We start from the raw sequence: 18797 nt of genomic DNA, 5'->3' as shown, positions 1-18797 counted from the left end.
AATATATGAAATTTTTAGCATTTGTTTTAATAACAATTCCTCTGCTAACAAATGCACAGGATAAAGGTATCCACTTTATTAACCGATTAGATTGGGATCAATCCTTAGCTAAGGCCCGTAGTACAAACAAGTTACTATTTATAGACTGTTATGCCATCTGGTGTCGCCCTTGTAGGTTTATGAATGATTCAATTTTTTCAAACCAGGAGGTTGCTGATTTTCTAAATAAAAACTTCATAAACATAAAAGTCAAAATGGATTCAGCTATCGATGGATACCAGGACGGGGAGGATAAACAGGCCAATGTTGACATGATAAAGAAGAAATATCAAATAAGCGCTTACCCCACCTTCCTTTTTGTTGAACCAAGTGGCGAACTCGTTTATCGCATCGTTGGCACATACGAGAGTCCAGAATCATTTATAAAAAAAGCTTCCAAAGCCTTAGATCAAGATGAGCAATACTTTTTCCTATTGGAGCAATATAATAGCGGAAGACGTAACCCTGTCTTCATTTCAAGACTAATCGTTGCCGCCGAAAATTCAGGGGATAAAGTAATGGCAAATAAACTTAAAAAAGAGTACACACCAGAGTAAATTAAATGAAGGCTGAAAGAATTAAAATCCATTGTTGAAGTTATTGATCACTTTTTCACTCTTGAGTGTTTAAAGCATCGGTTTCTAGGTAATTGGTCATTAAGAAAACTATTTAAAATGAATAAGAAAATTAAATCATTCGCACTATCAATACTATTAGTAATACCATTCATCTACAGCTATGCCCAACAAAAAACAAAAGCAGCAGCCTCTAATTGGAGAATGCAGCCTGTTCACGTCCCTACCAGATGGGCGAAGGATGTTAGCCCTACTAACGTACTAAAGGAATATCCACGTCCACAACTGGTTCGCCAAAATTGGCAAAATTTAAATGGATTATGGCAGTATGCCATTTCAGGAAAAGATGCAGATATTCCTAAACAATTTGACGGACATATCTTAGTCCCGTTTCCACTCGAATCTGCACTTTCAGGAATAGAAAAGCAACTTATGCCGGACCAATTACTATGGTATAAACGAATTATCGATTGCCCTTCCATTCCTACTAATGAACGCTTACTGTTACACTTTGGAGCTGTCGATTGGCAGACAACCGTATTTGTAAATGGGAGGCAAATAGGCATACACACCGGTGGATATCAAAATTTCTCTTTTGATATAACAGATTATATCAAAAGAGGCGCAAATGAACTGTTAGTAAAAGTTTATGATCCAACCGACCGAGGTCCAAACCCTCATGGGAAACAGGTTCTAAATCCGCAGAATATTTATTACACATCGACAAGTGGAATTTGGCAAACGGTTTGGATTGAAAAAGTACCTGCAATCCATGTTACTAGCATCAGAACAACTCCAGATATTGATAACAGTGTGATAAGAGTAACAGTCAATGTGTCCAAGGAAAATTCTAATCTAAAAGTAAAAGTAACTGCAAAAACAAATGGAAGAATTGTGAAATCAGTAAATGGCAAAACCGGTACTACTATTGAATTACCAATAACGAAGGCTCGTTTGTGGACGCCAGACGATCCTTTCTTATATGACCTGAACATCAAATTACTTCAGGGATCTAAAGTAATTGATAAGGTTGATAGCTATTTTGGCATGCGGAAAATTGATATCCAAAAGGATGAGAAAGGCATTGATCGAATTTTCCTCAACAATAAATACACATACAATCTTGGAACTCTGGACCAGGGGTATTGGCCAGACGGAATATATACCGCTCCTACCGATGAGGCGCTGGCTTTTGATATAAAAGCGATTAAAGCAATGGGCTTTAACACTATCAGGAAGCATATTAAGATTGAACCAGCACGTTGGTATTATCACGCTGACCAAATAGGTATACTAGTATGGCAGGACTTTGTAAATCCACCACATGGATTGCCGGATAGCTCCAAGCAAATCTTTGAGAACGAAGTGAGAGCAACGATAGATCAGTTATATAATCATCCTAGCATTATAACCTGGGTGTTGTTCAATGAACGATGGGGAGCCTATGATCAAAAACGGTTAACAGAATGGGTAAAACTATACGACCCTTCGCGTCTTGTAAACGGTCATTCAGGAGAGCTACTGTACGTAAATGATAGATTGAGAGCCAGGGCAGATTCTCCTTATATTAGCAGTGATATGGTAGATGTGCATTCATATCCCGACCCTATGGCTGTACCTTATTTACCAGGTAAAGCGAGAGTGCTAGGTGAATTTGGGGGTATTGGTGTCCCTGTCCCAGAGCATGAGTGGAATGACCTGCAGGGATGGGGATATATTCAGGTTACACCAATGGAACTTGTAGGTAAGTATGAAATTATGTTAAAACGATTGAAAAAACTGGAAATAGAAGGGCTAAGTGGATCAATTTACACTCAACCATTTGATGTAGAAGGAGAGGTAAATGGTCTCCTCACATATGATAGAGAAATAATAAAGATTCCAATCAATCAGCTACAAGATGTACATCAAGAATTCGTTCCTCGAATGAGGAAAGGGGTATTGAATCCCGAATCCTCAATAGCCGAAAATGTAAATATAAATGATACAGATCAAAGATTCCCTGAATTATTAAATGAATATGAAAAAGGTAAACGGGATTCAGCTTTCTTAAGAAGGCTCACATTAATGGCTCACCGAAAAAAGGATAAAATAAATGCAACTAAAATCTCCAATGATTATATAGCGGGGCTCAAGGAACCTTATTCAAAGAAGAACTTAATATTCATTCGCCAGGTCACCCAAACTTCAAATGATAGTGGCTTTAAATTGTTCCAGTCCAACCCCGAAAAGGTTAATGCAATTCTAGGAGGTAACGCTGCCGAGCTGAAAATAAAGGAAGTGATTCATCAGGAGGAAATTGCACCATACATTAGTGACAGCAACATAACACCTGATTGGGATGCTATTCATAAAAGCATAATCAGTAAATATGGAAATCTATTTGAAGAATATGTGCTAGGTCAACAAATGATTTATTACATAAACAAAAAGGATTGGGAAAGCTTCGGAAAGTATTATGTATCGTATTTCGAAAAAGCGGTTATGCATAGCGACTATAATATCAATAATGTATCCTGGTATATTTTCCTTTATATTAACGATCCCAAGATCCTGGAGTTTGCTGTAAAGGTAAATAAAATTAATGTTGAGAATTTCGATAAGACAGCAGAAGCACACGACACCTATGCTAATCTCCTTTACAAGCTTGGAAAAACGAAAGAAGCTATCGAATGGCAGGAAAAGGCTGTTAAAATGTCAAACAACGACACTGAAATAGCTAAAAATTTGGCCAAAATGAAAAAAGGGCAACCAACATGGCATTGATACAAATTTATTTACAGGAAATTATAAAGGGATGACGATTTGCTCATCCCTAATTTCTTTGAACCAAGATTGCTGCAATTACTTTACAAAAAGAAGGTCGCTGCGATATACCGGCAGTAAATTCCCTTACCTTTCTTACTACAAAATAAACGAGGGCCCTTTTCTAAAAATGAATAACCCAAACGATATACAGTTTACAATAAAATGATGGAAAAAATGAACTATTTTCTGTTTTGTGCTTTTCTTACTGTTATCAACTCACAATTACTAGCCCAAGATACAATCCGACGTTTGTCACTTTCAGAACAAAAGATAGAAGAAAAGCCCCCTATCGATACGAGCGTCTATGAGAACTGGCCCTCAGTGGGAGGATTAATTATTAGTAATAACGGTAAGTATGCAATTTACACTATTGAGAACAGACCTGTTGGAAGCCGTACATTGATGCTACAATCAACAGATAACAGTTGGAAAAAAGAAGTTCCATATGGACCGACTGCCTTTAGTGTAAAAATCACTAGCGATAGTAAGAATGCCATAGTAATCAAAGGAAAAGATAGTTTGACTATTATTCCCCTTGGCTCCTCTTCCATCGAATATATAGCAAAGGTAAAATCGTTTCAGATTCCAAAGAACGGTTCCGGAAAATGGGTGGCCTATCACTCAAACGAGCCAGGGAATATATTAACCTTAAGGAACTTATCAACCGGTCAAGAAACTGCATTTTCGAATGTAAAAAATTATATATTCAATAATAATGGGAATACTCTGATCTTGCAAAGAGAGGATGCCAGTGGCGGATCACACAACCAAACATTAGATTGGATTAATCTTAACGAAGGTAAATCCATGCCGATATGGCACGGATCTATAGCAGAGAACATGATTCTCGATGATGAGGGCGAACAATTGGTCTTTATAGTGAAAGAAAAAAATGGCAGCAAAATTGAGAAGTCGGTCTGGTATTATGCGCTGGGGATGAATAAGGCCATACTAAAAACTGACAATACTTCAACAAAATTTCAAGATAGCCTAGAAATTGATGGAATAAGTCATTGGTCTGGTAAGGATACCAAAAAACTTTTTCTAAGACTGATACGAAAAAACGAACCTAAAATGATGCAGAAACCGAATCAGGTAGGGTTAACTATATGGAGCTATAAAGATCGGAAATTGCAGTCTCAACAAACAAAAGAAATTGGATATAAAAAAAGGGAAATGGCAATTCTTGACTTCAAAACAAATAGAATCATCCGTTTAGAACAAGAAACTGACCGCTGTGTTAAAACATTCGAAGATTTTGCTATTATTCACCATAGAATAAGCGAAGGAGATGCAAGTGAGGATAATTGGAACTCCTCTCGAAGATTACTACTTTATCTAATATCATTAGAAAATGGAGCTAAGAGAGAAATAGAAAAGTTAGAAAATCGTGAAATTGAAGGAAATAATATCTCCCCTAAAGGTAAATATCTAGTTTTCTACGAAAAGCAGCAAAAGAACTTTTTTAGCTATGAAATATCAACCGGAATTCTAAGAAATATAACGAATAAAATTTCCACTTCCTGGTTATCAACATATGCTGATGACTATCCTACTTCAAGCACTAATGTAAGGGGTGTAGCCTGTTGGTTAGAAGAGGATACAGCCTTACTCATATATGACCAATATGATATATGGAAGATAGACCCTAAGGGAATACAACCCCCAATAAACATGACCAATGGATATGGGAAACGGCAAAAAATCATCTTTAGTCTAATATATAATGGCTATAGCGACGAATCCATTTTAAAAGATTCATCGCTCATTTTATCTGCTTTTAATACTAAAAATAAGGATAATGGATTTTTTAGAAAACGGCTGAGCTCAACGGAAGACCCGGTACTTCTAACAATGGGGCCTCAATTGTATTATATACCAGACAATCCATATCTCCCAGACGGTTCGAATTTTCGCCCAATTAAAGCCCTGGATTCAAACATCTACATTGTAAGACGTATGAGCGCCACTAACTCAGCAAACTACTATAGTACGACTGATTTCAGAACCTTCAAACAATTAAGTGATGTTAAGCCAGAAAGAGATTACAATTGGTACAAAGCAGAATTGCATAAATGGGAATCACGGAATGGAGAAACCATCCAAGGAATCTTATATAAACCAGAAGACTTCAATCCAGAAAAAAGATATCCTGTTATTTTTTACTGCTATGAACGCCAATCGGATAGGTTAAATGCTTATATTAAGCCTACCACATCAGGCAATGGTCTTAACATTCCTTTCTTTGTTAGTAATGGCTACTTGGTATTTACACCGGATATTCATTTTTCAATAGGTCATCCTGGAGAAAGCGCAATCAATTCAATACTACCTGCAATTCAATATTTATCCAGAAGGCCTTTTATCAAGGAAAATAAGATTGGGTTTCAAGGTCACAGTTTTGGCGGCTTCTTAGGAAATTACTTGGCTACACACACAGATAATTTTGCGGCCATTTGTTCGTCATCTGGTTTATCTGATTTCATTAGTGGTTATAATTCAATAGCTGAAGATGGACGTAGCCTTCAGAGTCTTTACGAATTAGGTCAAAACAGAATAGGTGCCACATTATGGGATAAACCAAATTTGTATTTAGAGAACTCCCCTGTATTATCTGCCAACAAAGTATCTACTCCAATTTTAATGATGCATACAACAAACGACGGAATATGCCCATTGACAAACGCCTTAGAGTTTTTTACAGCTCTCCGAAGATTAAGAAAAAAAGCTTGGCTATTAGAATACAGTGACGCCAACCATTCAGTTTATGGACAAAAGGGGATTGATTTCACCGAACGACTTAAGGAGTTTTTCGACCACTATCTAAAAGACAAGGAAGCTCCCAAATGGATGGAATGAGTAATAGGAGATAGATACCTCAATGACAAAGCAAATATACAAACTGGGAAACTTCTCAATTACTAACTTTTGCATCCGAGTTATTGAATGAGTGATTCCAGTACAGGAAAAAGCCCCTAATTACGCAAGTATCTTGCCAGCAGAGGCTTTTTACCATAATCCTTGCGTGTTCAATCGCAGCAACTACTGATCTAATTTCAAGAAAATGTTACAGAAGATAAAGAGTCGCTTAGTTTCTGACATTTATAAATAGCTTGTTACTCTTATAGTTGGGCATGGGGATGTCGTACTGGCAGTGCTAAGGTGTGTTAAAAAACCGCCACTATTTGTAGTAGTATAAAAAATATGAGTGGTGACATAACAATGACCATTTGCAGGATCTTCACTATAGAAGGTACTGATACCTCTAATTTTATAAGCAAGGATCGCGCTTATAGTTGCGAAGGCGCATATCGTTATCAAAATAATTCTTGCGTTCCTCATATATATTGAAAATTAAAATGAAAAAACAAAATTTTTATCATTTAAATTAGGAATGTTACATAGTATCTATAAGCCCCCAAATGCTCCAGAGATCCACTAACCTAAAGCTATAAAGATACTGTTAATCTTATCACAGGACAAGGGTCTGTTGTTGGCGAAACATCAAGTTGAGTCAAAAATCCACCAGTAAATGTTAGTGTGTAAAACAGTTGGACGGGAACATTGCATTGACCATTATTCTGATTTAACTTATAGAAGGTATGTGCTGTTCTCAATTTGAACGCTACAGCTCCACTAATAATTCCAAGTATAAAAATTGCAGTAAGAATAATTTTAGCTTTTCTCATGACTTTAAATTTTAAAATGTTCTTGAAAATAATCGAAAAAATAATAGGAATATGACTTAAAAAAACTTCAAATTGTAATAGACAGGGCGGCTCAAGAGCCGGCCCTGTCTAGATTGACAATTCCTCATAACAGAACAACTTAATACTTACTAAGATGTTTTGTTATTATTGAGCTGCAGTAATCCTTATCGTCGGACAAGGATCGGTAGTAGAAGCAACTGATAGCTGGGTTAACTGTCCGCCAGTAGAAGTGGTAGTAGAGAACAGTTGAACCGGCACACTACATTGACCATTTGCAGGATTTGTGCGATAGAAAGTATGTTGGGTTCTTGCTTTAAAAGCAAGAGCACCGCCTACAACCGCGAAAACTGCAATTACTGTTAACATTACTTTGGCTTTTTTCATAATAACAGGTGCTTTTTTAATCAAAAAGCTAAACTTAGGATGAAGAAATTTGTCCACTCTTACAGCAACTTCAAATAGAGGTGGCAGACATCGACCTCCATTGAAGTATCCGGCCAGATAAGTTTAAATTATATATTTAAGTTCATTACTAACTTAATTGAGAACAGCCTTTATATCATCAGCACTCACTTTCCCAATCACTATCTGTTTCAATAGCTTCTTATCGTCGTAAATAGCCAAATAAGGGACTTGAGTGGCGTTAAAATGCCTCCCAAAGAAAGTATCACAGTCTTGCCCTACTATGATATTTGGGTATTTCTCCAACTCATACCGCTCGTAATAATTCTTCGTTTCCGAGAAAGACGCATATGTTAAAATGCAGAATTGAATATTCTTTAACGAATAAATATTGGCTAATATCGCCTCTGTTTGAGCTTTACAATAAGGGCAATCTGGACTAAAATAAAACAGCACGACTGGTTTCCCCTCTGGCAAACTATCTGTACTGAATCTATTCGTGCTGTCCATCAAGAGCAAGTTAAATGAAGGCAGCTGAGTCCCTTCTAATCCAGTTCTTGATTGTTGTTGCTTGACGCATGCGAATAAACCAATTAGTACTCCAAAAATCAAAAGTTGTCGCATATAATAATGTTTTAGCGCTCACTCACCAAAAAGATCGTATTACGTTGGTATACTTTCTAAAGTTGGGTTCACTACTCCAACTCTGGCCTTTAAATCTCCAACTTCTACACCACTTGATAGCAATACCAAGTATTCCACAAAAATGAAAGTAAATGATAGGGTTACAAGTATCGGAAACAACTGAAAACGCAAGGCGACTGGAGAAGCAAAGACGCTGAAAATAAAATTCACCATCCACAAGCATCCAACTAAAAATAGCGCCTGCTTAAATTGCTGATTTTGTCTATAGCACTTTAGTATCACCATACTTAATATGCTCAATAGAAAAACTACATTCATTATACCGACCAGTATTGGATAAAAATCGAGTATCCTTACTTTAAAGTCCTCAAAATAACTTCTGATTTTGTTGCTCTTATATCCAAACCATACTTGCGCAATGTGTTGCACTGAATCTACACCCATATTATAGCTTTCAAGAAACTCGATGGGAGGGGCATAATACTTTAGTCCATTAGGAATTATGTAATACTGAATAAACTCCTTAGGATATTGCCTAATTAGATACGAACCATACTCACCCATTAATGGTGCAACAGTTGCCCATTTTTCAATTGATCCTGCTGTTGAATCATTAGTAAATTGATTTTCCTTATATCTTTGCAATGGAGATTTAGGGTCCCACATATATACTGTGCTTGCCATTAACATTTCATGAGGATGTCTCCTTAAATCCCTAGATGTATCAAAATAGGTACGCACCATATTATCCAACGTTTTGAACTTTGTTGGGACAGGCTTAACTTCCAAACTATCTACATATCTGTACGCGTACATAGCATTATTGGCTAATTGCCATCCTGAGAATGGCGAGAACTGTCGTTTCCCTGTCAGATCATAATACTTGTTACTAGTATGCACTACGAAACCTGCGATCAAGGTGGTGATTAAAACAAGGGCCCCTATTTTTAGTAGTATACGTCGCCTATTTAGAAGATAAGCAATCCCTGCTATTATTGGATAATATAAGGCATTGTACCTCACAGTAAATGCAATAACCAAAACCAACACATTTAGAAATAGTAAACTCCTTGTGGGCTTGTAGCTAATCCATAGCAATTGGGTAAACCAAATCAAACTGAGCGATAGGAAAAAGGCATCACTAGATATAAAATTTGCGAGGTATAAAAACACAGGATTAAACAACATAAATCCAAACAATAGAATTTTCGTCCACTTAGCAGGCTTAAAAAAATAGAATAAGGTAAATACAAAACTTAGTACACTTGCTTGCAAGAATAAATACTGGAATATTATCAGCACCGTGTCTGACTTAGTAAAAACACTAAATAAGCGTAGAAATTTTGAGTAACCGATGGGATATGTGTTAATATCAAAATTGTGGTATGCAGTTTCTAAATACACATAAGAATCTCCATTAATGAAGCTTGCAAAAGGATACAGCATTTTGAAAATGGATAGCTGTACGATAATGCCAAGGGCGGCGACCCAAACATACAGTTCATGAGCGGGATTTCTAAAGATAAAATCCCATAGAAGACTCCTTTTCACTGAAGATTTGCTTGGTAATTTCTCACTACTCTCCTCTGCTTTCCCAGCGTTTTGAATGCCAGATGCCTCTTTTTCTTCATGGTACTCCTGCTCCGTATTAATCGCCCATATATTCGCTTTGGAAACCACCCCTGCCGCAATATTATCCACCGCCACCATAGCCGTCAACATAGAGTGATCGGAATTATTATACTTATGCATCCCGTTCCGCCCCACCAGGAACAGGTTCTCAAATTTATCTATATACTCCCGCACTACATCAAACCTTTCATAAGTGCCAAAGTAGGCTGGGTAAGTCTTTTCTACACGTAGTACGGTGGTATCCAGCACATTGGCCGCAGAGGCCAGCCCTATCTTCTCCAGCTCCCTGATAGCCAATTGCTTAATATCCTCATCTGTTTTCTTCCAGAAATCATCTGTTGTATTGCAGAAGAACTCCATACCCACCCAGGCAGTATCCGGGTCTTTCACCATAAAGGGGCTCCAGTTATTGAACAGTTGCAACCTGCCTACCTTTACATCTTTTTCCTGTATATATATCCAGGTATCCTTCAGCTGCAGCGGCTTCCATTCGCCGGTCTTTTTATCCTGGAAGGATAGCTTTTTCAACAGGATGCCCGCCGTAATAAAGTCCCGGTACTGGAGGCCGGAGGCTATTTCTCTTACATCATCAGGTACCGCACCGTCCAGTCCACCAACCAGTTCCTGTACCGGCATGGTGGAAAAGAAGTAATCGCCTTCCAGATAGCTGGTCTCACCGGTAATGTTGTTGATAGCTGCTATGGCCGTCACCTGGCTATTATCATCATTGGTATAGATCCGCTTTACGTCATGATGCATCAGTATCCGTCCGCCCATTTCCTCCACCTGCCGGGCCACTTCTTCCCAGAGCTGGCCGGGACCGAACTTGGGATACAGGAACTGTTCTATCAGGCTGGTTTCGGTATCTTTCTGGGAAATATCGTTGCTATTTTGCTTTTCCTTACGTTTCATGGCCGCTTGTACCGCATGCTGGATCGCCTTGCTGATGGATACCCCTTTAATACGCTGGGCCCCCCATTCGGCACTGATCTTATTACAGGGCAAACCCCATACTTTCTCCGTGTAGTCTTTAAAGAAAAGCTTGTATAACACCTGCCCGAAGCGGTTCACCATAAAATCCTCCAGGTTCTTTTCCGGCTTACGCGGCAGCAGCTGCGCTTTCAGGTAGGAGAATATAATAGCAATAGTGGTCCATAGGCCCAGCTTGGCGAGGGTGTCCAGGGATAGTTGAATAGGATAAGTAAAGAATTTCCGCAGGAAATAGATCCTGGATAAGCGCCGGCGCACCAGCATCACTTTATCAGGATCTTTCCCCGCGTTATCTGTCGTCCCAATAGATGCGGTATCTACTTCCCGAGACTTATTCTGATAGCTGATATTAATGGTATTTTGCCTCCCCGCTTCCACCGGCATAATATTGAACCACCAGTTCATGACCCGGTCCGATTTAGAAAAGAAGCGGTGCCCGCCAATATCTATCCGATTGCCTTTGTAGTTAACTGTTTTGGAAATACCACCTATATCTCCTGACTTTTCAAGGATGATAGGTTTAATATCCGTTCTCTTCAATAATTCATATGCTGCAGTAAGACCAGCAGGACCGGCTCCAATGATTATGGCCTGTTTATTCATATCGAATGGTATTTTGAGAGATCAGGTATCTGAGTATACTTGAGTTATATAGTATATAGCTACTAACTAAATAATTGGCAAAAAAGGATATGGCATTGTGCTAGGTGATAGCCATCTTGCCAGAAAATGGATAACACCGCAATTACCCGTCATAAGATCGGCTGTACTATGAACCGTATCAGTAATCCAATTTACCGTATCCTCATTCACTCGTTTCTTTAAGCCCACCAGGGAACCGGCAATCCAGTCAGCTCTCTTTTGCCATTCTTCCTCTTTAAATACGCGAGCAGCTTCAAGGTACACTTCTCCAAGTCCAACTATTCCACCGGCATGACTTAGATTACGATACGTAACTTTTGGTGGATGATTGCTCATGGCTTTCATCGCCATTTGTTTATATACTGGATCTTTTAGGGATTCATATGCTCTAATAAATGTAAGTGCAATACCCGTGACGCCGCTTAATAACCAGGGATCTACTTCCCTACTCAGGGAATTGGTATACCATATAAGCTTGTCGTCCTTTCTCACTGCCTGTTTTTGCAACCAGCTTAATCCTCTAACGGCAACTAACATTACTTCTTCATTTCTATATCGGGTAGCAAATGCTAGCAGAAAAGAAACGATTCCGCTGACGCCATTAGCCAAGCCTGTAAGTTTAACCCCTTTCATTTGATTAGCATCCGCAGCTGTGATCCAGGAACCGTCCTTTTGTTGAGTTTCACATAATTTTGAAACAAATTTGTCTAATGTGGATTGAATAAAATCCTCAGATAGATATTCTTGGCATTGTAAAAGAGCTAAGCCCTGCCCAGCAACACCATTCGCTAGATCAAGTCCAGCAGGCTTTTGATCCAGACATAGGCTTATAAAAGAATGATTTTCAACAACATTATCTATAAGCCCACATTTAATGCCAGCAGCTAATATATATGCAAAACCAGCGGTACCTGCAAATAATCCTGGTGGCATTAAATCTAATTTCTGAAATCCATTTTCATCAATGAACTTTAGGTTGAGAGGGTAAGTTTTCTTCCATAAATCCATTGTGTCAAATCCCCCTCCTTTTAAAGCAAATAAGGTATAAAACACTCCACTTATTCCTTCATATAACCCTACATAGTTTGAATAGGAGCTTTGAACGTTAGCAATTGAGCTGTTTATGGAAATGGTTTTAGAAAACCATAAACCATTTTTATCTAGTAAAATATCACTGCCTAAGGCGTTCAGTGCTTTGTCTAACGTTAATCGTACATCCTCCTTTGATACTCCAATATTGTAAGATGGAACGTGTGAAGCCTCACTATCTAGGAGCTTGTTGCTAAACCGCTGCATCCTTTCCTTTACTTCCTGCAAATTTGGCCGAAAAACCGCATCTAATTGTAAACAGTCAACAATTATAGCTACTAATTCCTCCTCAGCAATGAAGTACTCTATAGTCTCGCGTAGTCCCTCGGTACTTTTAGTATCAACCAAGGAGGGTGCAAGACTAGTGAATAATACAAACATCAATGCCCCCAGGCCATAGATATCTTCTTTTACGGTCGGCGTACTACAAGCCTGCTGCTCAGGAGACATATATCCAATAGTACCCAATGCAAAAGGTGGAGAAGGCTCCTCTAATTTAATGGAATAAACAAGCTCCAGATCAATCATATAAAGCTTATCCTCCCTATTGACCAGAAAATTTTCAGCAGTAATATCCCTATGCACATAGCCCATTCTGTGCATTTCACCTATCATATGTATAATTTGATCCAAATAACCCAGTAACAACAGTTGTTTATTTCTAGTGAGCTCCGGCCATGTGCATCCTTGATAAATCGTCATTATCTTGCTATCTAATGGAACACCTTCTATATAATCCATCGCTATATAAGCATCCCCTCCCTCTGTGAATGAATCCAATATTTTGGGTACGCAAATTTCGCTCGATAGATCATTCTGCACTTTCAATTGCCACTGCAGCCTGTCCTGAATATCCCTTCCATAGTCGTCCGAATACATATACTTCTTTCCTTCCTTCACCACACAAAATGCAGATTGAATCCAATTTTTCATATAACGCCCTTTAATCACTCTACCTTTCACATCATGCTTAATCTCAGATAAGGAACGTATTCTGTCATTCAACATTTTCTTCCGGGCTGGTATCTCAGGGCTGCAAATGGAGCTAAAACCCCAGTTAACGCCTTCTGGAAGCCTAAAAGGAATCGAACAAGCGTCTGGCACTAAAGCGCCCTGATAGTTATAAATATATTTAGTTACTATACCGTTAGCCTCCTGCTTTAAAATAGGATTGAAACTACCGTACCGAGTATACACTGCCCCTCCTAAATGACGGTCAGTAGGAATATCTGGCCCCCTAAAAGAAGCAGTGGCAGAAATAAGGTCCCTGGCAAGATCCAATGCCTTCGTCTCATTGTCCGGATATATACATATTACTTTTCCAAGATTGGTATAACCATAAATACCATCAAGCAAACAATCTGCTGCGTGTTTACTAAAAGGAATTTTAAAGGCGACATTCTCCTTGGACAAAATGGGGATTATCTCCCGCAACATCACCGGCACCTGAGAAATAATGCATGAAACATGCAATATCCATCCCTGAACTAAGCTAATATCGCCTACCTGTAGATAGTATTCTAATCTCCTATAACCAAGGTCATACTCCTTTAAAATATCAGCGTAATCTTCGATCCACTGAGGCGTCTGCGAATTGCCCACATTTTCATTAGTTCTTGCATCTGATATCGGGAACTTTAAGCTACTATCTTGACCACTCATACTTTGCGGATTAAAAGATTTTTCAAAAAGCTACCGTCACTGCGCTCCCTCAATTTTGAGGGAGGCAGGCCGGTATGAAAAGTGCAAAAATCACGCTGACAGTTGTCAGCTATTTATGAAGACTGCTACAAGAACGATACGTACTTGTAACGAGGATAAGACTATTGGAAATTCCCTGCTTAGAGAAGCTGGAAGGTTACCTCCCTCAAGGCATGACGGAAATAATCTGTCATGACCGGAAAATTCATATCTTTATTCATAAGTTGCTTGTTTTTGCCCTTCATACTTGATCAAAAGATATAGACTAATATTAAGCCTCTGAGTAATTGTTTTGCTCAAACTGGAAATACCGTCTATTGCTGAGAGATGAATTTAATGAACAAACAATTCAGGATTCTTTTCATTATAAACAATTTTGAGGGAATTAAATTTATTGCTTGTTTTAAAATTGGCTCTAGGATTTTCGGGTCACATTAAAGAACTAAACTACTTACCCCTTTCGTTTTGTATTCGTAGTATAATTTACTTCATTTAGGGTTATGGTTTGTTTCTTCTGTGAATTTCATAAAATTGTTTGACAATGTATGGCAGTTTTCTTCAAAAAAAATAGCACTTTTCTGCAGTTTTCAGGGATTTTCTCGTTTAACCCTTCTCTAGATTGCGTTTCCGCTTGTTACGATAGCTAAAGGGTGAAATCCCAAAGTACTTAGTAAATACCTTTATAAAATGAGAAGGATTATTGTAACCTACTGCAATTGAAACTGAAATTATCTTCTCATTTGTCTCTTCCAGCAGTAATAATGCCTTCTGCAGACGACACTTTTTCAAAAACTGATGGGGTGCCAGATCATACTCCTTTTTGAATGCCTGGATGAATGAAGAATATCCCATATTTATGATTTTGGCAATCTCCGGTATCGTAAGCTCCCTATCATAATTTTCTTCCATATATTTTGCTGCTTTCCTTACCTGTTCCGTATAAACTGCGGAAACAGTCATTACTGGATCGCTCACATTCCTTAATGTGGTGGGACTACTCGTTAAATACCCAAAAAGCAATTCTCGAATATGGTTGTCAAGGAAGAAAAAACGATCCGCTGGAGCTTTATGTACTCTGGCCCTCATTTCAGACAATAATGTCCAAGCTGTTGATCCCAACTGATGTGCTTTAAGTAATTGCCCTTCAATTGCTTCCTCTAGGTAAGAGTTATACACATCCTTCAATGACTCGTACTTTGAAGCAAATCCCTCCAGGAACGGCTTTGACAGTGAAAGAAAGACACCATCATATGCCCCTCTAAACAATTTTACACTGACAACACTCTTGGGCATATAAAATATAGAATATTGTGCCTCTTTCAATAAAAGTCTTCCAACCCCATTCAAGTAACCGGATAGTGATCCTTGAATGCCGCAATAAAAAACCACTGCTGGCAATGAGGCACACGGGTAAATAGCAAAACTGGATGATTTTATAAACGACTGAAACCAGAGTACCGACCAATCTTCATTCCTAATTTCTTGTGTAAAATAACATCCAAATGGACCATCTACATAATAAATTGTGGCGCCATCAACATAATAGCTCTTATAGTGATCAGGTAGTTGATCATAAATTCTAATTCGTGCCTTCATAACTTTGGAAACTTCAAAATGCACGGAAGGGAGTAATAACGGAGCTGTCATATCACCATTCATCTCATTTGGTTAAATCGAGGGCCTTTTCTATTTCCAAATTAATACATACTCCTGCATTCAAATTGCACTGGGATTAAATAGTACCAATTAATACCAAGAAAAATAAGCAATAGCTATTTTGGGAAAGTTTATATGGGAGGAGGTGGACACGTACTGCAATTTCATTGCAGCTAATTTTCCGAATTTACGATAGTACCTGTTTAAATTTCCCTCATCATGAAACCATTCCTTTTGTTTGTTGTAGCCTTTCTTATGTTACACCCATTGGCATATACCCAACAGCAAAGCTTGATGAAAGGGCAAATTAGGGACAAACATAGTAAGGTGCCACTGCCAGGTGCAACAGTGGTGTTGCTAAATGATAGGGACTCGTCTTTAGTTGCTTCAGTACTTACTACTAAAGATGGCGTGTTTAACATCGAAAGACTACAGGTCGGCAGTTATAGATTGCATATTACTTACCTTGGGTACCGGTCCATTAGAGAATCAATTGAAATAAATGTACCAAAAATTCCAGTTGATATGGGTACCATATATATGGAAAAAACAGGATTGACTTTAGCTACAGTAGAAATAAAATCTCCAATAATAGTAAAAAGGGACACCCTGGAATTTGATGCCAGTTATTTTCCAACAAGGGAAAATGCTATTATTGAAGAGTTATTGAAAAAGTTACCAGGCGTGTTCGTTGACAGGGACGGTACTATACGAATGCAGGGGGAAACCATAAAGCGGATACTGATAGATGGTAGACCCTTTTTTGAAGATGATCCCACAATGGCTACCAAAAACCTTACAGCAGATATTATAGACAAGATACAGCTTATCGATGAAAAATCGAAAGAGGCTCAATTTACCGGGATTAGTGATGGCAATGACGAAAAAGTAATTAATCTTATCATCAAGAAAGACAGAAAAAAAGGTCTAATTGGAGGTATAACAGTAGGATATGGTACAGATGATCGATTTGCTATATCGGCAAACGTAAACCGTTTTGGAGATAATCACCAGGTGTCCTTTATCGGAAAAGGGAACAACACAAATGACATCCAGGATGGCAAGGACACAAGAAACTCCAGTGGCATCACCAGGCAATGGAACGGTGCCCTCAACTACAATACTGATTTTGGTTCCAATCTAAAATTACATAGCAGCTATTCCCTTAATAATAGCCGAAAAGACAATCGGCAAAATAGCATCAAGCATAACTTCTTCTCTGATACATCTTGGTATTACAATCAATATCTTAGATCAGTAGATAATGGAACCAACCACTCATTCAATATCAGAATGGAATACCAAATTGATACTATGCAGATGCTCGAAATAATGACTAATATTAACTATATTTTAGGTAGTAACCTACAGGAAAATGATTATGAAACCTTAAACAGTAAACAAGATCAGATAAATAGTGGCACGACCTACATTTCGGGTGAAAGTAGAAATCCGGATTTCTTCACCTCCATCACCTATAGAAAAAAGCTTAGGAAAGCTGGCCAGACAATAAGTACCGGAATGAACTTTGGCTATGGTTCGCACGCAGAGGAAATATTTAACATATCGACCAATTCATTTCTGAATCCTGATGGAGACAGTTTTGTTGATAGCCTAAATCAACGTACTAAATATGATAACAGGCATCGAGTGTTTCAATACCATATTACATATACAGAACCGGTAATAAAAAGTTCCATTCTACGCCTTTCGTATTTATTCACCAAAGATTACAGCGTTCCTGAGAAACTAAGCTATGACTTCAATGCATCAAAAGGTGAATACGACCACCTAAATGACTCATTGAGTAATTCTTTTAAAAATTCAACCGATTTCCACTTTGCCTCTGCAAGCATACATACTTTAAAGACAAAATACGACTATAGCTTAGGGCTGAATATGCTCTATAGCAATATGGGAAATAAGAACATAAGTCTCCGTTCAAACTTGATAAAACATACATCAAACTTCTATCCGACCGTTTCCTTTAACTATAGCTTTACCAAAACTAAGAAACTGCGCCTCAATTATTCCGCAGATATACAAGCTCCCTCAATTAACGATCTACAGCCTGTGCTGGATAATCGGAACCCTTTATATATAAAGTTAGGAAACCCGGACCTGAAACCTGGTCGTGCTGACAATCTTAGTGTAACATTTAATGATTTCAACCCAGGCAATATGCGCAGTCTCTCAGCGAATATAAATGCTTCGGTTATCTCCAATAAGATTGTTCCCGCCAATTGGTTAGATTCCTTGGGACGGCAGGTTAGTCAACCGAGGAATCTTGACGGCGCCTGGAATATTTCCTTAAATATAGACAACGGCCTTTACTTAAAACATCTACAGACCAATATTAAATCAAGTACTTCCTTTACTTTTAATCGCAATGTCAATCTTATTAATGGACTAAAAGGCTATATTAACGATCTAAGCATTAGCCAAACCCTCTTCTTTAGTTATAATCATAAAGAATTATTTGATCTCACTGCTCGCACCAATGCCCAGTATAGTATAGTAAAATATTCAATGCAGAATAATAGTAATAACAATTCGCTAAGTTATGCATTCTCCTTTACCGGAAATATTAATCTGCCTTATGGTTTCACTGTTGGCAGTATCGCGGATTATACAATGAATATTGGCAGAGCAGAAGGATTTAACATGAATATAATGATGATCAATGCTTTCGTAAGCAAAAGTTTTTTCAGTAATAAAAAAGGCCTTCTAAAGTTTCAGGGATTTGATTTATTGAAACAAAATATAAGCATTACACGGAATATAGGCGACAACTATTACGAAGATGTGCGGACTAATGCGTTGCAGCGTTTCTTTATGCTTAGCTTTTCCTATTTTCTCAACTCTGGAAGGAATAAAAGCAAAAGGTGACAATATCTGAAGGTCCTAC

10 protein-coding genes are annotated in these 18797 nt (G+C 38.1%); 4 read left to right on the top strand and 6 right to left on the bottom strand.

Features of this window, described 5'->3' with window-relative positions; translation table 11 throughout:
- The first annotated feature begins 5 nt into the window (after positions 1-5).
- The 3 genes from LX66_RS09150 to LX66_RS09140 all read left to right on the top strand — a co-directional run bounded on the left by LX66_RS09150 (position 6) and on the right by LX66_RS09140 (position 6281).
- The gene (locus LX66_RS09150) at positions 6-596 is read left to right on the top strand and encodes a thioredoxin family protein (protein ID WP_145712197.1); all 591 of its coding nucleotides are present in this window, start codon (positions 6-8) and stop codon (positions 594-596) included.
- A gap of 117 nt (positions 597-713) precedes the next feature.
- Positions 714-3380, top strand: a complete 2667-nt coding sequence (locus LX66_RS09145) for a sugar-binding domain-containing protein (RefSeq protein WP_145712195.1) — start codon at positions 714-716, stop codon at positions 3378-3380.
- Positions 3381-3596: 216 nt separating this feature from the next.
- Positions 3597-6281 carry an alpha/beta hydrolase family protein gene (locus LX66_RS09140; protein WP_158642586.1) on the top strand — a complete coding sequence of 895 codons (2685 nt, stop codon included), beginning with the start codon at positions 3597-3599 and terminating at the stop codon, positions 6279-6281.
- A 590-nt stretch (positions 6282-6871) separates the two neighbouring features.
- Here LX66_RS09140 and LX66_RS09135 read toward each other — a convergent pair.
- The 6 genes from LX66_RS09135 to LX66_RS09110 all read right to left on the bottom strand — a co-directional run bounded on the left by LX66_RS09135 (position 6872) and on the right by LX66_RS09110 (position 15892).
- A complete protein-coding gene (locus LX66_RS09135) occupies positions 6872-7111 on the bottom strand; it encodes a hypothetical protein (RefSeq protein ID WP_145712191.1) in 240 nt (79 codons plus the stop codon).
- Positions 7112-7276: 165 nt separating this feature from the next.
- Entirely contained in the window at positions 7277-7516 is a 240-nt protein-coding gene (locus tag LX66_RS09130; RefSeq protein WP_145712189.1) for a hypothetical protein, read from the bottom strand.
- Positions 7517-7669: 153 nt separating this feature from the next.
- Entirely contained in the window at positions 7670-8158 is a 489-nt protein-coding gene (locus LX66_RS09125; protein WP_145712187.1) for a TlpA family protein disulfide reductase, read from the bottom strand.
- Positions 8159-8197: 39 nt separating this feature from the next.
- Complete coding sequence (locus tag LX66_RS09120) at positions 8198-11404, bottom strand: NAD(P)/FAD-dependent oxidoreductase (protein WP_145712185.1); 3207 nt, start codon at positions 11402-11404, stop codon at positions 8198-8200.
- Between the two features lie 66 nt (positions 11405-11470).
- Positions 11471-14194, bottom strand: a complete 2724-nt coding sequence (locus LX66_RS09115) for a class III lanthionine synthetase LanKC N-terminal domain-containing protein (protein WP_145712182.1) — start codon at positions 14192-14194, stop codon at positions 11471-11473.
- A gap of 642 nt (positions 14195-14836) precedes the next feature.
- Entirely contained in the window at positions 14837-15892 is a 1056-nt protein-coding gene (locus LX66_RS09110) for a helix-turn-helix transcriptional regulator (RefSeq protein ID WP_145712180.1), read from the bottom strand.
- Positions 15893-16108: 216 nt separating this feature from the next.
- Here LX66_RS09110 and LX66_RS09105 point away from each other — a divergent pair, with 216 nt between their 5' ends.
- Positions 16109-18778, top strand: coding sequence for a TonB-dependent receptor (locus LX66_RS09105; protein WP_145712178.1), 2670 nt, complete (start codon positions 16109-16111; stop codon positions 18776-18778).
- Positions 18779-18797 lie beyond the last annotated feature (19 nt).

The sequence above is a fragment of the Chitinophaga japonensis genome, from assembly GCF_007830125.1.
In the GTDB taxonomy this organism is placed as follows: Bacteria; Bacteroidota; Bacteroidia; order Chitinophagales; family Chitinophagaceae; genus Chitinophaga; species Chitinophaga japonensis.
The sequence above is the reverse complement of the archived record's forward strand: the minus strand, read 5'-3'. Positions and strand labels throughout refer to the sequence as shown.